The 17,521-nt window shown below is 70.1% G+C and carries 11 protein-coding genes; 3 read left to right on the forward strand and 8 right to left on the reverse strand.

The genetic code is table 11. The annotated features are described in order from the left end of the window. Positions 1–24: 24 nt before the first annotated feature. From ACFYYF_RS21180 to ACFYYF_RS21210, 7 genes are all read right to left on the reverse strand, one after another. Positions 25–642, reverse strand: a complete 618-nt coding sequence (locus ACFYYF_RS21180; RefSeq protein WP_388777857.1) for a hypothetical protein — start codon at positions 640–642, stop codon at positions 25–27. Between the two features lie 63 nt (positions 643–705). Next, complete coding sequence (locus ACFYYF_RS21185; RefSeq protein ID WP_388777859.1) at positions 706–2,451, reverse strand: S8 family peptidase; 1,746 nt, start codon at positions 2,449–2,451, stop codon at positions 706–708. Positions 2,452–2,833: 382 nt separating this feature from the next. Next, entirely contained in the window at positions 2,834–4,012 is a 1,179-nt protein-coding gene (locus tag ACFYYF_RS21190) for a PAC2 family protein (RefSeq protein ID WP_388777862.1), read from the reverse strand. A 337-nt stretch (positions 4,013–4,349) separates the two neighbouring features. Next, positions 4,350–5,966, reverse strand: a complete 1,617-nt coding sequence (locus ACFYYF_RS21195; protein WP_388777865.1) for an FAD-dependent oxidoreductase — start codon at positions 5,964–5,966, stop codon at positions 4,350–4,352. Between the two features lie 19 nt (positions 5,967–5,985). Continuing rightward, entirely contained in the window at positions 5,986–7,524 is a 1,539-nt protein-coding gene (gene glpK, locus ACFYYF_RS21200; RefSeq protein WP_361679576.1) for a glycerol kinase GlpK, read from the reverse strand. Between the two features lie 116 nt (positions 7,525–7,640). Further along, entirely contained in the window at positions 7,641–8,429 is a 789-nt protein-coding gene (locus ACFYYF_RS21205) for an MIP/aquaporin family protein (RefSeq protein WP_361679573.1), read from the reverse strand. Between the two features lie 634 nt (positions 8,430–9,063). Beyond that, positions 9,064–9,828, reverse strand: coding sequence for an IclR family transcriptional regulator (locus ACFYYF_RS21210; RefSeq protein ID WP_361679570.1), 765 nt, complete (start codon positions 9,826–9,828; stop codon positions 9,064–9,066). A gap of 267 nt (positions 9,829–10,095) precedes the next feature. Here ACFYYF_RS21210 and metH point away from each other — a divergent pair, with 267 nt between their 5' ends. From metH to ACFYYF_RS21225, 3 genes are all read left to right on the forward strand, one after another. Further along, a complete protein-coding gene (metH, locus tag ACFYYF_RS21215; protein ID WP_388777870.1) occupies positions 10,096–13,623 on the forward strand; it encodes a methionine synthase in 3,528 nt (1,175 codons plus the stop codon). A gap of 139 nt (positions 13,624–13,762) precedes the next feature. Further along, the gene (locus tag ACFYYF_RS21220) at positions 13,763–14,464 is read left to right on the forward strand and encodes an HAD family phosphatase (protein ID WP_361679564.1); all 702 of its coding nucleotides are present in this window, start codon (positions 13,763–13,765) and stop codon (positions 14,462–14,464) included. Between the two features lie 465 nt (positions 14,465–14,929). Next, on the forward strand, positions 14,930–16,531 hold the full coding sequence (locus ACFYYF_RS21225) for an ABC transporter substrate-binding protein (protein WP_388777872.1): 1,602 nt from the start codon (positions 14,930–14,932) through the stop codon (positions 16,529–16,531). A gap of 309 nt (positions 16,532–16,840) precedes the next feature. On the opposite strand, the gene ACFYYF_RS21230 is transcribed toward ACFYYF_RS21225, so the two are convergent. Next, complete coding sequence (locus ACFYYF_RS21230) at positions 16,841–17,512, reverse strand: response regulator transcription factor (protein ID WP_037628456.1); 672 nt, start codon at positions 17,510–17,512, stop codon at positions 16,841–16,843. Positions 17,513–17,521 lie beyond the last annotated feature (9 nt).

Here is a 17,521-nt window from a genome sequence, read left to right on the forward strand (position 1 = left end):
CTCGCTCTCCTGGGCTTCCCCTCCCTACCGGGTCACGATGACCGACTGGAGGGCACCGGTGCCGGTGTCGTAGATCCCGTGGACCTGCTGCCCGAAGGCGAAGGCCCGCTGGACCACGTCGTGGGTCACCGGGTCGGGGTGCACGAGCCTGCGCCAGCCGTTGTCGATGAACAGGTAGAGCGCCCGCGGCTGGCCCGGGAGCGGCGTCACGACGTCCTGGAAGTGCTGGGCCGTGCCGATGGCCAGAGCCCGGGTCTCGACGGCGCTCGGCAGGATCAGCGGCTCACCCTGCTGGATCTGCTGGTGCTGCTGCTGCCCGCCGAGCTGCTGGAGCAGTTGCTGGAAGGGCTGCTGCTGACCGAGCTGCTGGAGCTGCTGCTGCAGGTACTGCGGAACCTGCTGCCCGGTCTCGTGCCGGCCGAAGGGCTGCTGGATCTGCTGCCCGATCGGAAGCTGCCCGGACATCTGCTGACCGAGGGGCATCTGCTGCCCGACGGGCGCCTGCTGACCGATGAGCGTCTGCTGCCCGATCGGCATCTGCTGACCGAACGGCTGCTGCGGGGCGGTGCCCTGCTGCTGGTACGGCGACGTGCTCGGGTACTGCTGCTGTCCCTGCTGACTCATCTGCGGGATAGCGCTCATGCGGGGTGCCACCTTCCATCCATGGTTGGTTGCGTTGTGTCCCGGTCCGGTGGGACGACGTCCTCAGCCCGTCACGACCAGGCCGACGATCTCGTCGTCCGAGAACCAGACCCGTACATCGGGCCGTCCCGTCGCGAAGGCGGCGTGCACCGCCTGCCGGACATCGGGGGACGGGTGGTCGAGGTTTCGCCAGGCACCGGACACGTACAGCCGGAGCCTTTGCGGTAGTTCGTGCGGATACGGCAGCAGCTCGTCCCAGTACCGTTCCGCCCGGCCCGAGCCGACCGCCTCCGGCAGCAGCCGGGTGACCGCCGCCCGGATGTCCGGCCGGTTGCCGATCCGCTGGGAGGCGGGCCGGCCCGGCGCGTCCTGCTGCGGGGAACCCGTGGTCCGCAGCAGGACGCGCGCACGTTCCGGGGACATCGGGGGCCGGCCCGCGGCCTTGAGCATGCCCTGCAGCGCCGCCAGGGCGCCGACCACCACCGGGGAGGCGGAGGAGGTCCCGGAGAACGTGTCCGTGTACCAGGCGATCTCCTCGGCCCCGCCCTGCAGATCGCCGGGCCGGTCCCAGAAGCCACCGGTGGTCGTCACCTCGCGTCCCCAGCCCTGAGCGTCCACGCGGGCGCCGTGGTTGGAGAACGCGAGCCGTGAACGGTCCGGACCGTGGTCGCGGCCGTGGGTGCCGGGCGGCGGCGCGCCCGCGCCGACCAGGATCGCGCCGGAGGACGGGTTGGAGGGGTTGAAGGGATTGCGCCACCACTCGGGGAACTCCGCGGGCCGGCGCTCGTAGAGCGCGTCGTCCAGCGACTCGCCGCCGTTGCCGGCGGCCGCCACCACGAGGATGCCCCGGGAGGTCGCGTCCTGGACGGCCGCGAAGTCGTCGGGCCACCACTCCAGTGCGATGTAGCCCTCCTGGCTGTCGCGCTCCTCGAAGTCGAACCGGGGCCCCGGAGCGTGCAGTTCGACCAGGATGACGTCGCCCGGGCCCAGCCGCTCCGCCGCCGCGTGGATCGCCGCGGCCGTCCCGATGCCCCGGAACGACGCCGCCGCCGTCACGGCCTCCGGCACGATGCCGGTGATCCCGCGCTCGTTGCGGTCGCCGCCGATCACACCGATGACGGCGGTGCCGTGGTTGCGCCAGGCGAGATCCGTGTGCGGCGTGCCGACGACGACCCCGGCGAGCTTGGACGCCAGGTCCTCGTGACCGAGCTGCCAGGCGCCCTCCACGTCGATCACCGTGACACCCCGGCCCGCACCGCCCGGCCGCTGCCACGCCCAGTAAGCGTCGACGCCCTCGGGCGCCGGGCGCAGGTAGCCCTGCCTGCTGGTGAAGTCGGGGGTGACCGGCGCCCCCTCCTTCAGCCGCCCGCCGTCGTCGGCGCTCCGGCCGGTCCACGCCGCCGTCTCCGAGGCGGGAACGGCACCGGGCTTCACGTACGCCGCGTCGATCCCCGGCAGCGCGGCGATCCGTGCCCGCAGCTCCTGGGCGCGGCTGCGCGCACCGCGCAGCCGGTAGAAGAGCGCGAGGTCGGGTCCGCCGCCCGTGCCCGCCTCCGTGGACTGCCTGAGCCGGTCCTCGCCGCCGAACAGCGGCTCCAGGACGAGCTGTTCGTCGCTGAGGAACATGTCGAGGGCGGAGACGTCGGCGCCCGCCGCCGACCGGACGCCGTCGGCCCGTGCCCGCAGCCTGGCCTCCGGCCGGGCGACGACGATCAGCTCCTGCTCGGCCCCTCGGTAGGTGAATCCGGCTCCGTCGGGCCCCGGCCCGGTCGTTCCCGGGCCGCGCGCCGGCTGTACCTGGTCGGTCATCGCGTACCGCTCCCTTCGATCCCTGGGGTGCCGGTCCCTGCGTGTGCCGTACGCCGCACAACCTGGCACGCCCCCGGCATCCCGTCCACCCCGAATTCGCCAACTTGGTTTGAGAACAAGTTGAATTGGGCAACGTGTGCAATCCGTCCTGAAACAGATGTCACGCCGAATTCAGGCCAAAGGCTGTGGAGACGGATGTCATGTGGTGGGACGGCAGCGGTGGTTGACGGGTGGACACATGGAAGGACGGACACACGGAAGAGCGGACACACGGGCGGGCGGACACACGGAAGGGGCGGTACGCGTGACGCGTACCGCCCCTTCCGGGCCGGTCCGTACGGGCCCGGCCGCCGGCCTCGATCTCCGCGGCTCCGCCGGGAGTTCAGTCCTCGGAGGAGTCCGTCCCGTTCGAGGTGTCGGGAGCGTCCTCGGCCCCGGACTCGGCTCCGGACTCGGCCCCGGACCCCGGCGCGCCGGGCGTGTCCGAAAGACCCGAGGAGCCCTCGGCACCCGACGCACGGTCTTGGGCGTCCGTGCCGGCGGCGCCGTCCGACGGGTCCGCCGCCTTCCGCTGCTCCCCGGACTCGGCGTCCTGTCCGGCGTCGGACTCCGGGCGCTGGGTCATCGGCGGCCGGGTGCGGCCGCCGGGGGTGTCACGCAGGTACGAGGCCGGCTCGCCGCTCTCCGTCGCGAGGCCCGGGGACCCCGCCGTCGGACCGCCGCCGTCCCTGCGGCGCAGGTACCGCTCGAACTCGCGGGCGATCGCCTCACCGGACGCCTCCGGCAGCTCGGCGGTGTCCCGGGCCTCCTCCAGCGTCTGCACGTACTCGGCGACCTCACTGTCCTCGGCGGCGAGCTGGTCGACGCCGAGCTGCCAGGCCCGCGCGTCCTCGGGCAGCTCGCCCAGCGGGATGCGCAGGTCGATGAGGTCTTCCAGGCGGTTGAGCAGCGCCAGCGTCGCCTTCGGGTTGGGCGGCTGGGACACGTAGTGCGGTACGGCCGCCCACAGGGACACGGCGGGTACGCCCGCGTGCGTGCACGCCTCCTGGAGGATGCCGACGATGCCCGTGGGGCCCTCGTACTTGGTCTCCTCCAGATCCATCGTGCGGGCCAGATCGGAGTCCGAGGTGACACCGCTGACCGGCACCGGACGGGTGTGCGGGGTGTCGCCGAGCAGCGCGCCCAGGATCACCACCAGCTCCACGCCCAGTTCGTGCGCGAAACCGAGCAGTTCGTTGCAGAACGAGCGCCAGCGCATCGACGGCTCGATGCCCCGGACCAGCACCAGGTCGCGCGGCTTCTCGCCACCGATCCGGACCACCGACAGACGCGTGGTCGGCCAGGTGATCTTGCGTACCCCACCGTCCAGGAACACGGTGGGGCGGTTCACCTGGAAGTCGTAGTAGTCCTCGGCGTCCAGCGCCGCGAACACCTCGCCCTTCCATTCCCTGTCCAGGTGCGCGACCGCGGCGGAGGCGGCGTCGCCGGCGTCGTTCCAGCCCTCGAACGCGGCCACCATGACTGGGTCGATCAGCTCGGGAACCCCCTCCAGCTCGATCACCCAGCGCCTCCTTCCGATCTGCCCTCGCGTACGCCTCAACCTTACGGCGTGCCGAGGGGACCTCCGCAGCCCCCTTGCACGGGGGAGTGAACGGATCACTGCCCCGTCGGGAGCCCGGAAACACGCGAGCCCGCCACCCCGCCGAGCGTGTCCGTCCCGGCCGCCGTCCGCCAACTGGGCCGGGAACCGTGAGCGTTGCGGCGCGGGCGGCGGCCCCGGAGCCCGCGCCGCAACGCGCGCGGGACTGCGGCGGCACCACCCCCGTGGGAGCCGCTCGCGCACGGGAAAGAGGGGCGGCACCCCCTGTGGGAGCCGCCCCTCACCCGTCCGTGGAGGTCTACTTGCCGTCGAGCAGGTCCTGGACCTTGCCGCGGACCTCGTCCGTGGCGAGACCCCGGATCGTCAGCGTCGTACGGCGGCGCAGCACGTCGTCCGCCGTCTCGGCCCACTCGTTGTCCCGGGCGTAGACGACCTGCGCCAGGATCTCCGGGGCGTCCGGGTGGACCCGCTCGGCGAGCGCCGGGTTCTCGTTCGCCAGCCGGGCGATGTCGAAGGCCAGCGAGCCGTAGTGGGTGGCCAGATGCCGGGCCGTGTCGGCGGCCATGCGCGGACCGGGCGCCGGACCGTCCACCAGCAGCCGGTGGGCGACCGCGCGCGGGTTGGCCACGCCGGGAAGCGGCATCCGCTTCGGCAGCGCGGAGACCGGCTCGAAGTCCTCGCCGAGCGGGTGACCCGGCAGCGCCTCCAGCTTCTTCATGACGGTTCGGCCGATGTGCCGGAAGGTCGTCCACTTGCCGCCCGCGACGGACAGCATCCCGCCGCGGCCCTCCGTGACGACCGTCTCGCGCTTGGCCTTGGAGGTGTCACCGGGGCCGCCCGGCAGCACCCGCAGACCGGCGAACGCGTAGGTGATCAGGTCGCGCGAGAGCTGCTGGTCGCGGATGGAGAACGCGGCCTCGTCGAGTATCTGGGCCGTGTCCTTCTCGGTGACCGAGACGTCCGCCGGGTCGCCCTCGTACTCCTCGTCCGTGGTGCCGAGCAGCAGCATGTCCTCCCAGGGGAGGGCGAAGGTGATGCGGTACTTGTCGATCGGGGTGGCCAGCGCCGCCTTCCACGGGGAGGTCCGCTTCAGGACCAGGTGCGCGCCCTTGGACAGCCGGATCGACGGAGCCGCGTTCGGGTCCTCCATCTTGCGCAGGTGGTCGACCCACGGGCCGGTCGCGTTCAGCACGAGCCGGGCGTTCACGCCGAACTCGTCGCCGGACAGCCGGTCCCGCAGCTCCGCGCCCGTCACCCGGCCCCGGGTGAAGCGCAGGCCCGTCACCTCGGCGTGGTTCAGGACCGCGGCCCCGGACTCGACGGCCGCGCGGACCGTCATCAGGGCCATGCGGGAGTCGTTCATCTGGTCGTCGCCGTACACGGCCACGGCCTTGAGGTTGTCGGTGCGCAGCTCGGGCACGTCCTGCGCGGCCTTGGAGGGGCTGAGCAGATGTCCCACGCCGTCACCGAAGGCCGACAGGGCGGAGTAGGCGAAGACGCCCGCTCCGAGCTTCGCCGCGCCGTGCGGCCCGCCCTTGTACACAGGGAGGTAGAACGTGAGCGGATTCGCCAGATGGGGTGCCACCTGGCGGGAGACCGCACGGCGCTCGAAGTGGTTCTCCGCGACCAGCTTCACCGCGCCGGTCTGCAGGTAGCGCAGACCGCCGTGGAGGAGCTTGGAGGACGCGGAGGAGGTGGCGCCGGCGAAGTCGCCGGCGTCGACCAGAGCCACCCGCAGCCCGGACTGCGCGGCGTGCCAGGCGGTGGAGATGCCCAGGATGCCGCCGCCGATGACGAGGAGGTCGTACGTCGCCTTGGAGAGCTGCTCCCGGGTCTCGGCGCGGCTCGGGTTGGAGCCGGAGGCCGGGTGCGTACCGAGGGCAGGCACGGACTGCAGGGTGGACTGGCTGGTCATTGCGGGTTCTTACTCCTCGTCAGTTCTCGTCTTCGATCCAGCCCATGGTCCGCTCGACGGCCTTGAGCCAGCTCTTGTACTCACGGTCGCGGACGTCCGCGGCCATGTTGGGGGTCCATTCCGCGGCACGGCGCCAGTTGGCGCGCAGGTCCTCGGTGTTGGTCCAGAAGCCGACGGCCAGACCGGCGGCGTAGGCGGCGCCGAGGCAGGTGGTCTCGGCGACCATCGGGCGCACCACGGGGGCGTCCAGGACGTCGGCCAGGGTCTGCATCAGCAGGTTGTTGGAGGTCATGCCGCCGTCGACCTTGAGCGCCGTGAGCTCGACGCCGGAGTCCTTGGTCATGGCGTCGCTGATCTCACGGGTCTGCCAGGCGGTGGCCTCCAGGACGGCGCGCGCGATGTGCGCCTTGGTGACGTACCGGGTCAGGCCGGCGATCACACCGCGGGCGTCGGGACGCCAGTACGGGGCGAACAGGCCGGAGAAGGCCGGCACGAAGTAGGCGCCGCCGTTGTCCTCGACCGAGGACGCGAGCGTCTCGATCTCGGCGGCGGACTGGATCAGGCCCATCTGGTCGCGCATCCACTGCACCAGCGAACCGGTGACGGCGATGGAGCCCTCCAGGGCGTAGACCGGCTCCTGGTCGCCGATCCGGTAGCCGACCGTGGTCAGCAGGCCCGAGTACGAGTTGATGATCTTGTCACCGGTGTTCATCAGCATGAAGGTGCCGGTGCCGTACGTGGACTTGGCTTCGCCCTCGGAGAAACAGGTCTGGCCGAACAGGGCCGCCTGCTGGTCGCCGAGTGCGGAGGCGACCGGGATGCCGCCGAGCAGCTCGCCGAGCGGGCCGCCGGTGACCTCCCCGTACACCTCGGCCGAGGAGCGGATCTCGGGCAGCATCGCCAGCGGGACGCCGATCGACTCGGCGATCTTCTCGTCCCAGGCCAGGGTGTGCAGGTTCATGAGCATGGTGCGCGAGGCGTTGGTGACGTCGGTGACGTGCTTGCCGCCGTCGGGACCGCCGGTCAGGTTCCAGATGACCCAGGTGTCCATCGTGCCGAAGAGGATGTCCCCGGCCTCGGCGCGCTCGCGCAGGCCCTCGACGTTGTCGAGCAGCCAGCGGGCCTTGGGGCCCGCGAAGTACGACGCGAGGGGCAGGCCGGTCTCGCGGCGGAAGCGGTCCTGGCCGACGTTGCGGCCGAGTTCCTTGCACAGCGCGTCGGTGCGGGTGTCCTGCCAGACGAGCGCGTTGTGGACGGGCTCACCGGTGTTCTTGTCCCACAGCAGCGTGGTCTCACGCTGGTTGGTGATGCCGATGGCCTTGATGTCGTCCCGGGTGATGCCGGCCTTCGAGATGGCTCCGGCGACGACCTCCTGGACGTTGGTCCAGATCTCGGCGGCGTCGTGCTCGACCCAGCCCGGCTTCGGGAAGATCTGCTCGTGCTCCTTCTGGTCGACGGAGACGATGCGTCCGTCGCGGTCGAAGACGATGCAGCGCGACGAGGTGGTGCCCTGGTCGATGGCGGCGATGAAGGGGCCGGCGGTGTGTGCGTCGGTCACGGTGTGCTCCTGGAGTCCGTGGGAGAGGGGCTGTTTACGGCGCGGTGCTTCAAAGCGGTGCTGTGCGGCTCATGGTGCATGGGGCGCGGCTTCCAAGCGTGCTGGAGCGGGGGCTCCTAGGCGAAGGCGACGTTGTATATGCCTGCCGCGATCGCGCCGCCGATGAGCGGGCCGACGACCGGGATCCAGGCGTAGCTCCAGTCGGAACCACCCTTGTTGGGCAGGGGGAGCAGGGCGTGCACGATGCGCGGACCGAGGTCACGGGCCGGGTTGATCGCGTAGCCGGTGGGGCCACCGAGCGAGAGACCGATGCCGACCACCACGAAGGAGGTGATCAGGGCGCCCAGGACGCCGAGGCCGTCGCCGTTGTTGTTCAGTCCCTGCGTGAGGATCGCGAGGATCAGCACCACGGTGCCGATGATCTCCGTGGCGAGGTTCTGCACGGCGTTGCGGATCTCGGGGCCGGTGGAGAAGATGCCGAGCACCGGCCCGGCGGCCGCCTCCTCGGCCTCGACCGCCTTCACGGCCTCCTTGCCGGCTCCGCCGACGATCTCGCTGTCGGTGAGGTGCGCGAGGAACTGGCCGTAGTAGGCGACCCAGACCAGTGCCGCGCCGATCATGGCGCCGAGCAGCTGTCCGCCCCAGTAGGTGGCGAGGTTGCTGTAGTCGTCGTCCTTGATCGCCAGTGCGAGCGACACGGCCGGGTTGAGGTGAGCGCCCGACAGCGGCGCCGAGATGTAGACCGCGGTCATGACCGCGAAGCCCCACCCGAAGGCGATGGCCAGCCATCCGGCGGCTCGCGCCTTGGAGGCCTTCAGCGTGACGGCGGCGCACACGCCACCGCCGAGCAGGATGAGAACGGCGGTACCGATGGTCTCGCCGATGAAGATGTCGGAGCTGGACACCCGCGACTCCTTTGTCCTTCGTCCAGGGGAAGCCGAACCCCGGGTCCCTCCGGTGGTTCGTGCTCTCGGGGAGTGAGAGCGATGTCGGCCCCGGCATTGGCACACCTTAGCGTCTATTGCCGGTAGGTGTTCGACAATGCCGACCGATGGACGCGAGTCTTGCTCTCGCTTCGCCGACTCGTCAAGGGTTCGGTTATCGAAAACGCGATCGTTATTGATTGCTGTGTGCTATCGGTGCGTCGCCGCACGTCCGAGGGCATACGAAGGAGGCCGGGAAGCATTCCGCTTCCCGGCCTCGATCCCTGCGGACCCCGGACCTCACCCCGGACGGAACCGGGAGGGAGGTGTGTGAAAAACCCCGTCGAACGCTGTACGCGTCAGGGCCGCCGGCTACGGGGGCGCACAGCGGAACGGCCCGGCGGACGGCGTACGCGTCAGGGCCGCCACCCATGGGCGCGCACGGCGGAACGGCCCGGCGGACGGCGTACGCGTCAGGGCCGCCACCCATGGGCGCGCACGGCGGAACGGCCCGGCGGACGGTGTACGCGCCGGAGCCGCCACCCATGGGCGCGCACGGCCGGACCGCCCGGCGGACGGTGTACGCGCCGGTACGGCCCCACGAACACCGTTCGCGTCAGAACCGCCCCGCGCCCAGGTCGCGCGACACCGCGCGGGCGCAGTCGCGTACCGCGGCGATCAGCTCCGGACGCAGTTCCCCGTCCTTGCAGACCCGCTCCACGGCCCCCGTGATGCCCACCGCGCCGACCGGCATGCGCCGCCGGTTGTGGATCGGCGCGGCGACCGAGGCGACCCCCGTCCACGTCTCCTCGACGTCGTCCGCGAACCCCCGCGCGCGGGTCAGGTCGAGAACACCCTCGAAGTCGTCCAGCTCGCTGACCGTCCGCGGGGTGAACGCCTTGCGCTCGACCTCCAGGACCTCGCTGTGCGCCACCGGGTCGTACGCGGACAGCACCTTGCCCAGGGCCGTGGAGTGCAGCGGCTGCATCGCCCCCACCTCCAGGACCTGCCGGCTGTCGTCGGGCCGGAAGACGTGGTGCACGATCAGGACGCCCTGCTGGTGCAGCACGCCCAGGTAGACGCTCTCGCCGCTGGAGCGGGCCAGGTCGTCGGTCCACACCAGGGCGCGCGCCCGCAGTTCGTGCACGTCGAGATAGGTGGTGCCCAGCCGCAGCAGTTCGGCACCGAGCTGATAGCGCCCGGAGACCGAGTCCTGCTCCACGAACCCCTCCTGCTGGAGGGTGCGCAGGATGCCGTGGGCCGTACCCTTGGCCAGGCCCAGCGAGGAGGCGATGTCGGACAGGCCGAGCTGCCGCTCGCCGCCCGCGAGCAGCCGCAGCATCGCCGCTGCCCGTTCGAGCGACTGGATGTTCCGTGCCATCGCCGTGCTGCCTCCGTCCCCTTCGACCGTCGGCGCGACCACCCGCTGCCGTTCGGCAATGTCGAACACTACCGGTCGTCGCCGAGCTCCCGCCAACGGGTGGTCGCCCCGCGTTCCGTCCGTCTCCACACCGTCTTCACCCACGCCACGTCCGTCCGCCTCGTGGACGCCCATGCCTGATCGACGGTGCTCCGGGCTACCCTGACGGCGTGCGCCTTCCATGGGAAGCGCAAAGCCGACAGCCGTCGCACTCCAGGGAGCTCCTTCATGGCCTCGTTGCCGAACCCGTCCCTTTCGTCCGGTCTCTCCGAGGGCCGGAAGCGAACCGACGCACTCCGAGAAGCGCTCGCCACCCGTGTCGTGGTGGCCGACGGCGCGATGGGCACGATGCTTCAGGCGCAGGACCCGACGCTCGAGGACTTCGAGAACCTCGAAGGCTGCAACGAGATCCTCAACATCACCCGCCCCGACATCGTGCGCTCCGTCCACGAGGCGTACTTCGAGGTCGGCGTCGACTGCGTCGAGACGAACACCTTCGGTGCGAACCACTCCGCGATGGCCGAGTACGACATCGCGGATCGCGTGTACGAACTCTCCGAGGCCGGTGCCCGCATCGCCCGCGAGGTCGCCGACTCCTTCGGCGCCCGCGACGGCCGCCAGCGCTGGGTGCTGGGCTCGATCGGCCCCGGCACCAAGCTGCCCACCCTCGGCCACGTCTCCTACGGCACCCTGCGCGACGGCTTCCAGGCCAACGCCGAGGGCCTGCTCGCCGGCGGCGCCGACGCGCTGATCGTCGAGACCACCCAGGACCTGCTCCAGACGAAGTCCTCCGTCCTCGGCGCGCACCGCGCCATGGAGGCGACCGGCGTCCGGGTGCCGCTGCTCGTCTCGATGGCCTTCGAGACCACCGGCACCATGCTGCTCGGTTCCGAGATCGGCGCCGCGCTGACCGCGCTGGAACCGCTCGGCATCGACATGATCGGCCTGAACTGCTCGACCGGCCCCGCCGAGATGAGCGAGCACCTGCGCTACCTCACCCGGCACTCCCGCATCCCCCTGCTGTGCATGCCCAACGCCGGCCTGCCCGTCCTGACGAAGAACGGCGCCCACTTCCCGCTCGACGCCGAGGGACTCGCCGACGCCCAGGAGAACTTCGTACGGGACTACGGCCTGTCCCTCGTCGGCGGCTGCTGCGGCACGACCCCGGAGCACCTGCGCCAGGTCGTGGAGCGCGTGAACGGCCTCACGCCCGTCGAGCGCAGTCCGCGCCCCGAGCCCGGCGCCGCCTCCCTATACCAGACCGTCTCCTTCCGCCAGGACACCGCCTACATGGCGATCGGCGAGCGCACCAACGCCAACGGCTCCAAGAAGTTCCGCGAGGCCATGCTGGAGGCCCGCTGGGACGACTGCGTCGAGATGGCCCGCGACCAGATCCGCGAGGGCGCGCACATGCTCGACCTGTGCGTCGACTACGTCGGCCGCGACGGCGTCGCCGACATGGACGAACTGGCCGGCCGCTTCGCCACCGCCTCCACCCTGCCCATCGTGCTCGACTCCACCGAGGTCGAGGTCATCCGCGCCGGACTGGAGCGCCTGGGCGGCCGCGCGGTCATCAACTCCGTCAACTACGAGGACGGCGACGGCCCCGAGTCGCGGTTCGCGAAGGTCACCCGGCTCGCGCAGGAGCACGGCGCCGCGCTCATCGCGCTGACCATCGACGAGGAGGGCCAGGCCCGCACCGTCGAGACCAAGGTCGCCATCGCCGAACGGCTCATCGAGGACCTCACGACGAACTGGGGCATCCACGAGTCCGACATCCTCATCGACTGCCTGACCTTCACGATCTGTACGGGCCAGGAGGAGTCCCGGGGGGACGGCATCGCGACGATCGAGGCGATCCGCGAGCTCAAGCGCCGCCGCCCCGACGTCCAGACCACCCTCGGCCTGTCCAACATCTCCTTCGGCCTCAACCCCGCCGCCCGCATCCTGCTCAACTCGGTCTTCCTCGACGAATGCGTCAAGGCCGGCCTGGACTCGGCGATCGTGCACGCCTCCAAGATCCTGCCGATCGCCCGCTTCAGCGAGGAGGAGGTCACCACCGCCCTCGACCTCATCCACGACCGCAGGGCCGAGGGCTACGACCCGCTCCAGAAGCTCATGGCCCTGTTCGAGGGCGCCACCACCAAGTCCCTGAAGGCCGGCAAGGCCGAGGAACTGGCCGCCCTCCCGCTGGAGGAGCGCCTCAAGCGGCGGATCATCGACGGCGAGAAGAACGGCCTCGAAGCCGACCTCGCCGACGCCCTCCAGGACCGCCCCGCCCTCGACATCGTCAACGAGACCCTGCTCGACGGCATGAAGGTCGTCGGCGAACTCTTCGGCTCCGGCCAGATGCAGCTCCCCTTCGTCCTGCAGTCCGCCGAGGTCATGAAGTCGGCCGTCGCCTACCTCGAACCCCACATGGAGAAGTCGGACGCCGAGGGCAAGGGCACCATCGTCCTGGCCACCGTCCGCGGCGACGTCCACGACATCGGCAAGAACCTCGTCGACATCATCCTGTCCAACAACGGCTACAACGTCGTCAACCTCGGCATCAAGCAGCCCGTCTCCGCGATCCTGGACGCCGCCGAGGAACACAAGGCCGACGTCATCGGCATGTCGGGACTCCTGGTCAAGTCCACGGTGATCATGAAGGAGAACCTGGAGGAGCTGAACCAGCGGGGCCTGGCCGCCGACTACCCCGTCATCCTCGGTGGCGCGGCCCTGACCAGGGCCTACGTCGAACAGGACCTTCACGAGATCTACCAGGGCGAGGTCCGCTACGCCCGCGACGCCTTCGAGGGCCTGCGCCTCATGGACGCCCTCATCGGCGTCAAGCGCGGCGTGCCCGGCGCCGTCCTGCCCGAACTCAAGCAGCGCCGGGTGCGCGCCACCGCGACCGCCGAGGTCGAGGAGCGCCCGCAGGAGGGACACGTCCGCTCCGACGTCTCCACGGACAACCCCGTGCCCGAGGCCCCCTTCACCGGCACCCGCGTGATCAAGGGCATCCAGCTCAAGGAGTACGCCTCCTGGCTGGACGAAGGCGCCCTGTTCAAGGGCCAGTGGGGTCTCAAGCAGGCCCGCGCCGGCGACGGCCCCACCTACGACGAACTCGTCGAGACCGAGGGCCGGCCGCGACTGCGCGGACTGCTCGACCGGCTCCAGCGCGACAACCTGCTCGAAGCCGCCGTCGTCTACGGCTACTTCCCGTGCGTCTCCAAGGACGACGACCTGATCATCCTCGACGACCAGGGCAACGAGCGGACCCGCTTCACCTTCCCCCGCCAGAGCCGCGGCCGCCGGCTCTGCCTCGCCGACTTCTTCCGCCCCGAGGAATCGGGAGAGACCGACGTCGTCGGACTCCAGGTCGTCACCGTCGGCTCCCGTATCGGCGAGGAGACCGCCAAGCTCTTCGAGGCCAACGCCTACCGCGACTACCTCGAACTGCACGGCCTGTCCGTCCAGCTCGCCGAAGCCCTCGCCGAGTACTGGCACGCGCGCGTGCGCTCCGAGCTGGGCTTCGCGGGCGAGGACCCCTCCGAGATCGGCGACATGTTCGCCCTCAAGTACCGCGGCGCCCGCTTCTCCCTCGGCTACGGCGCCTGCCCGAACCTCGAGGACCGCGCCAAGATCGCGCAGCTCCTGGAGCCCGAGCGCATCGGCGTCCATCTCTCCGAGGAGTTCCAGCTCCACCCCGAACAGTCGACCGACGCGATCGTCATCCACCACCCGGAGGCCAAGTACTTCAACGCACGGTGACCACTCCGACGCGCCGCGGGACGCACCGCGACGCACACTGATCGGATAAGTCGTACACTGGTCGGTCCATCGCAGGCCGGTTGTCCCCTGGCGTACAGGGAGCGACCGGCCTGATCGTCCCTCAAGGAGGTGCGCCAGGATGACCAGTACGGTCCCCGCGCTCGGAACCCGTACGGCCGAAGGCTCAGCCCTGCAGGCCGTGCTCCTCGACATGGACGGAACCCTGGTGGACACCGAGGGGTTCTGGTGGGACGTGGAGGTCGCGGTCTTCGCGGCCCTCGGGCACGCGCTGGACGAGTCCTGGCGCCATGTGGTGGTCGGCGGCCCCATGACCCGCAGCGCGGGATTCCTCATCGAGGCCACCGGCGCCGACATCACCCTCCCCGAACTGTCCGTGCTGCTCAACGACGGTTTCGAGGAGCGCATCGGCCACTCGCTGCCGCTGATGCCGGGCGCCGCCAGACTGCTCGCCGAACTCGCCGCGCACGAGATCCCCACCGCCCTCGTCTCCGCCTCGCACCGCCGGATCATCGACCGCGTCCTCGGCGCGATCGGTTCCCACTTCTTCGCCCTGACCGTCGCGGGCGACGAGGTGGAACGGACCAAGCCGTTCCCCGACCCCTACCTCCTCGCCGCCTCCCGGCTCGGCGCCGAACCGGCACGCTGCGCCGTCATCGAGGACACCTCGACCGGTGTCGCCTCCGCCGAGGCTGCGGGCTGCCAGGTGGTCGCCGTGCCCTCCGTCGCGCCCATCGCTCCGGCCGCCCGCCGCACCGTCGTGAATTCCCTCGAAGAGGTCGACCTGCCCTTTTTGCATCGTCTGATGACAAACGGGAACTGACTGATCACCGTCCGTGGATCACGGCGTCACTCAGGGTGCGGGCCCGAATGCCCTGGAAAGCCGGGACCGATTCGTGTGGTAAGCGCGGGCGAGGGGCCGACGGAATGCATAACGGGGCGGATCGACGAATTCCGGTACGCCTCAATCAATTTTGCAGTGTGACGTTCGCCACGTGACGGAGGGTCGACAGCGGGACCGACCTGTGCCCGCATCGCCCATTCGTGAAGCTCCGGTGTGCCCTTGTGTCCCGATTGATGAAACCCTGCACTAATCCTTCCCGTGTCGGGTTATCGGTGCGTCCACGCCCGGTTTCGCAGCGTGAGCGGAAGACCGCTCCCATCCAGACCGGCCGACCTTGTGGTGCGGACTAATGTCATCGCGAGAACATCGCCGTATCCCCGTGACCGAGCCGCGCCACCCCTGCATGCCGGTTCGCGGAACCTACAGCTCTGGAGAAACACGAGCATGAACCGCAAGACTTTGGTGCTGCCGGCCGTGGTCGGCCTGCTCGCCCCAGTGCTCGCCGCGTGCGGCGGGTCCGCCAGCGGGGGCGACAGCGGCGATGCCATCGTTGTCGGTACCACGGACCAGTTCACCGCGTCGAAGGAGGCCCCGGCGCCCTTCGACCCGGCGTACGCCTACGACGTCGGCACCTGGAACGTGCTCCGTCAGACCGTGCAGACGCTGATGGTGCAGCCGCGTGGTGACGGTGAACCGCAGCCCGAGGCCGCCGAGAAGTGCGGATTCACCGACAGCGGCAACGAGCGCTACGCCTGCACGCTGCGCGAGGGCCTGGAGTTCTCCAACGGTGACCCGATCACCGCGAAGGACGTCAAGTTCTCCATAGACCGCGCGAGGGCCATCAAGGCCGACTCCGGCGTCTTCGCCCTGCTCTCCACCATCGACACCGTGGAGACCCGCGGCGACCGCGAGGTGATCTTCCACCTCAACAGCGCCGACGCGACCTTCCCCTTCAAGCTGTCGACCCCGGTCGCCGGCATCGTGAACCCGAACGACTACGAGAAGAACAAGCTGCGCGACGGCTTCTCGGTCGACGGTTCCGGGCCGTACACCGTGGAGACCGAGGTCAAGGACGACACCGTCGTCAAGGCCGTCTTCACGAAGAACTCCCACTACAAGGGACAGCTGAAGGTCAAGAACTCCAAGGTCGAGATGCGTTCCTTCACGGACGCCGACACCATGGGCGCGGCCCTCGAGAGCGGCGACATCGACCTGATGACGCGCTCCATGTCGCCGGACCAGATCAACAAGCTGGACAACGCGTCGGGCGGCAACATCAACCTGAACGAGATGCCCGGCCTGGAAATCCGCTACCTGGCCTTCAACACGAACGCCGCCTCGGTGAAGTCGACGGCCGTCCGCCAGGCCATGGCGCAGATCATCAACCGCGGTGAACTCGTCTCCAAGGTCTACGGTTCGCAGGCCGAGCCGCTCTACTCGATGGTCCCCGCGACCATCTCCGGCCACGCCAACGCGTTCATCAACAAGTACGGCGACCCGAGCGCGACCAAGGCCCAGGCCATCCTCACCAAGGCCGGCATCACCACCCCGGTCAAGCTCACCCTTCACTACACGACCGACCACTACGGCGCGGTCACCGCGAAGGAGTTCGGGGTCCTGAAGGACCAGCTCAACAAGAGCGGCCTCTTCAACGTCAGCGTCCAGGGCACCACCTGGGACAAGTTCGTCCCCGCCGAGCGCGCCGGCAAGTACGACGTCTGGGGCATGGGCTGGTTCCCCGACTTCCCCGACGCCGACAACTACCTGGCGCCGTTCCTCGACAAGGACAACTTCCTCAAGTCGCCCTACTCGAACCCCGAGATCATCAAGAACCTGATCCCCGCCTCCCGGCGTGAGGCCGACCGCACCTCCTCCAAGGCGCTCACGACCATGCAGGACATCGTCGCCGACGACGTCCCGCTGATCCCGCTCTGGCAGGGCAAGCAGTACATCGCCGCGCGTGACGACATCACCGGCTCGGAGTGGGCGCTCAACTCCTCCTCCACGCTCCAGCTCTGGGAGCTGAGCCGCGGCGTCAGCGAGTAACGACGCCGACCGACCCGGGACCACCAGGCCCCGGATCCGACCCGGGACCCCACGGTCCCGGGTCTTTCGGTTTCCCCGGCAGGACGCCCACCCCAGGAACACCAGGGGACGGAACAGCACGGGACGGTACGCCTCGGCACGGAACGCCCCGGGACGGAACGCCTCGGGACGGAACACCATGGGACGGAACGCCTCGGGACGCAACAGCACCCGGCCGAACGCCGGCCACGGCCGTCGCACACGAAAGGGCGCCCGTTCCCCTCAGGAACGGGCGCCCTCTCAGGCCGCCCGGACGGACCGGCACCGCCACTACTGCGCCCCGGGACGCACCAACCCGCTCTCGTACGCGTACACCGCGGCCTGCACCCGGTCGCGCAGCCCCAGCTTCGTCAGCACATGCCCCACATGCGTCTTGACCGTGGTCTCACTGACGAACAGATCCGCCGCGATCTCCGCGTTCGACAGACCACGCGCCACCAGCTTCAGCACCTCGACCTCACGGTCGGTCAACGTGTGCAACGTGTCCGGAACCGGCTCGTCCCCCGACGGCAGATGACCCGCGTACTTGTCCAGCAGCCGACGCGTGATGCTCGGCGCGAGCATCGCCTCGCCCGCCGCGACCACCCGGATCGCCTGCACCAGCTCGTTCGCCGGAGCGTCCTTGAGCAGGAAACCGCTCGCACCCGCCCGCAGCGCCTCCACCACGTACTCGTCGAGGTCGAACGTCGTCAGCACCAGAACCTTCGCCGGACCGTCCCGGCCAGGACCCGTGATCTGCCGCGTCGCCTCCACACCGTCCATCCGCGGCATACGGATGTCCATCAGAACCACATCGGGCTGCAGAGCACGCACCTGATCGAGTGCCTGGAGACCGTCACCGGCCTCGCCGACGACCGCGAGATCCGGCTCCGCCTCCAGAATCATCCGGAAGCCGGTGCGCAGCAGCGGCTGGTCGTCGACCAGTAGGACGCGGATGGCCACGTAAGTCTC

Origin of the sequence: Streptomyces sp. NPDC001914 (assembly GCF_042891215.1) — a bacterium.
In the GTDB taxonomy this organism is placed as follows: Bacteria; Actinomycetota; Actinomycetes; order Streptomycetales; family Streptomycetaceae; genus Streptomyces.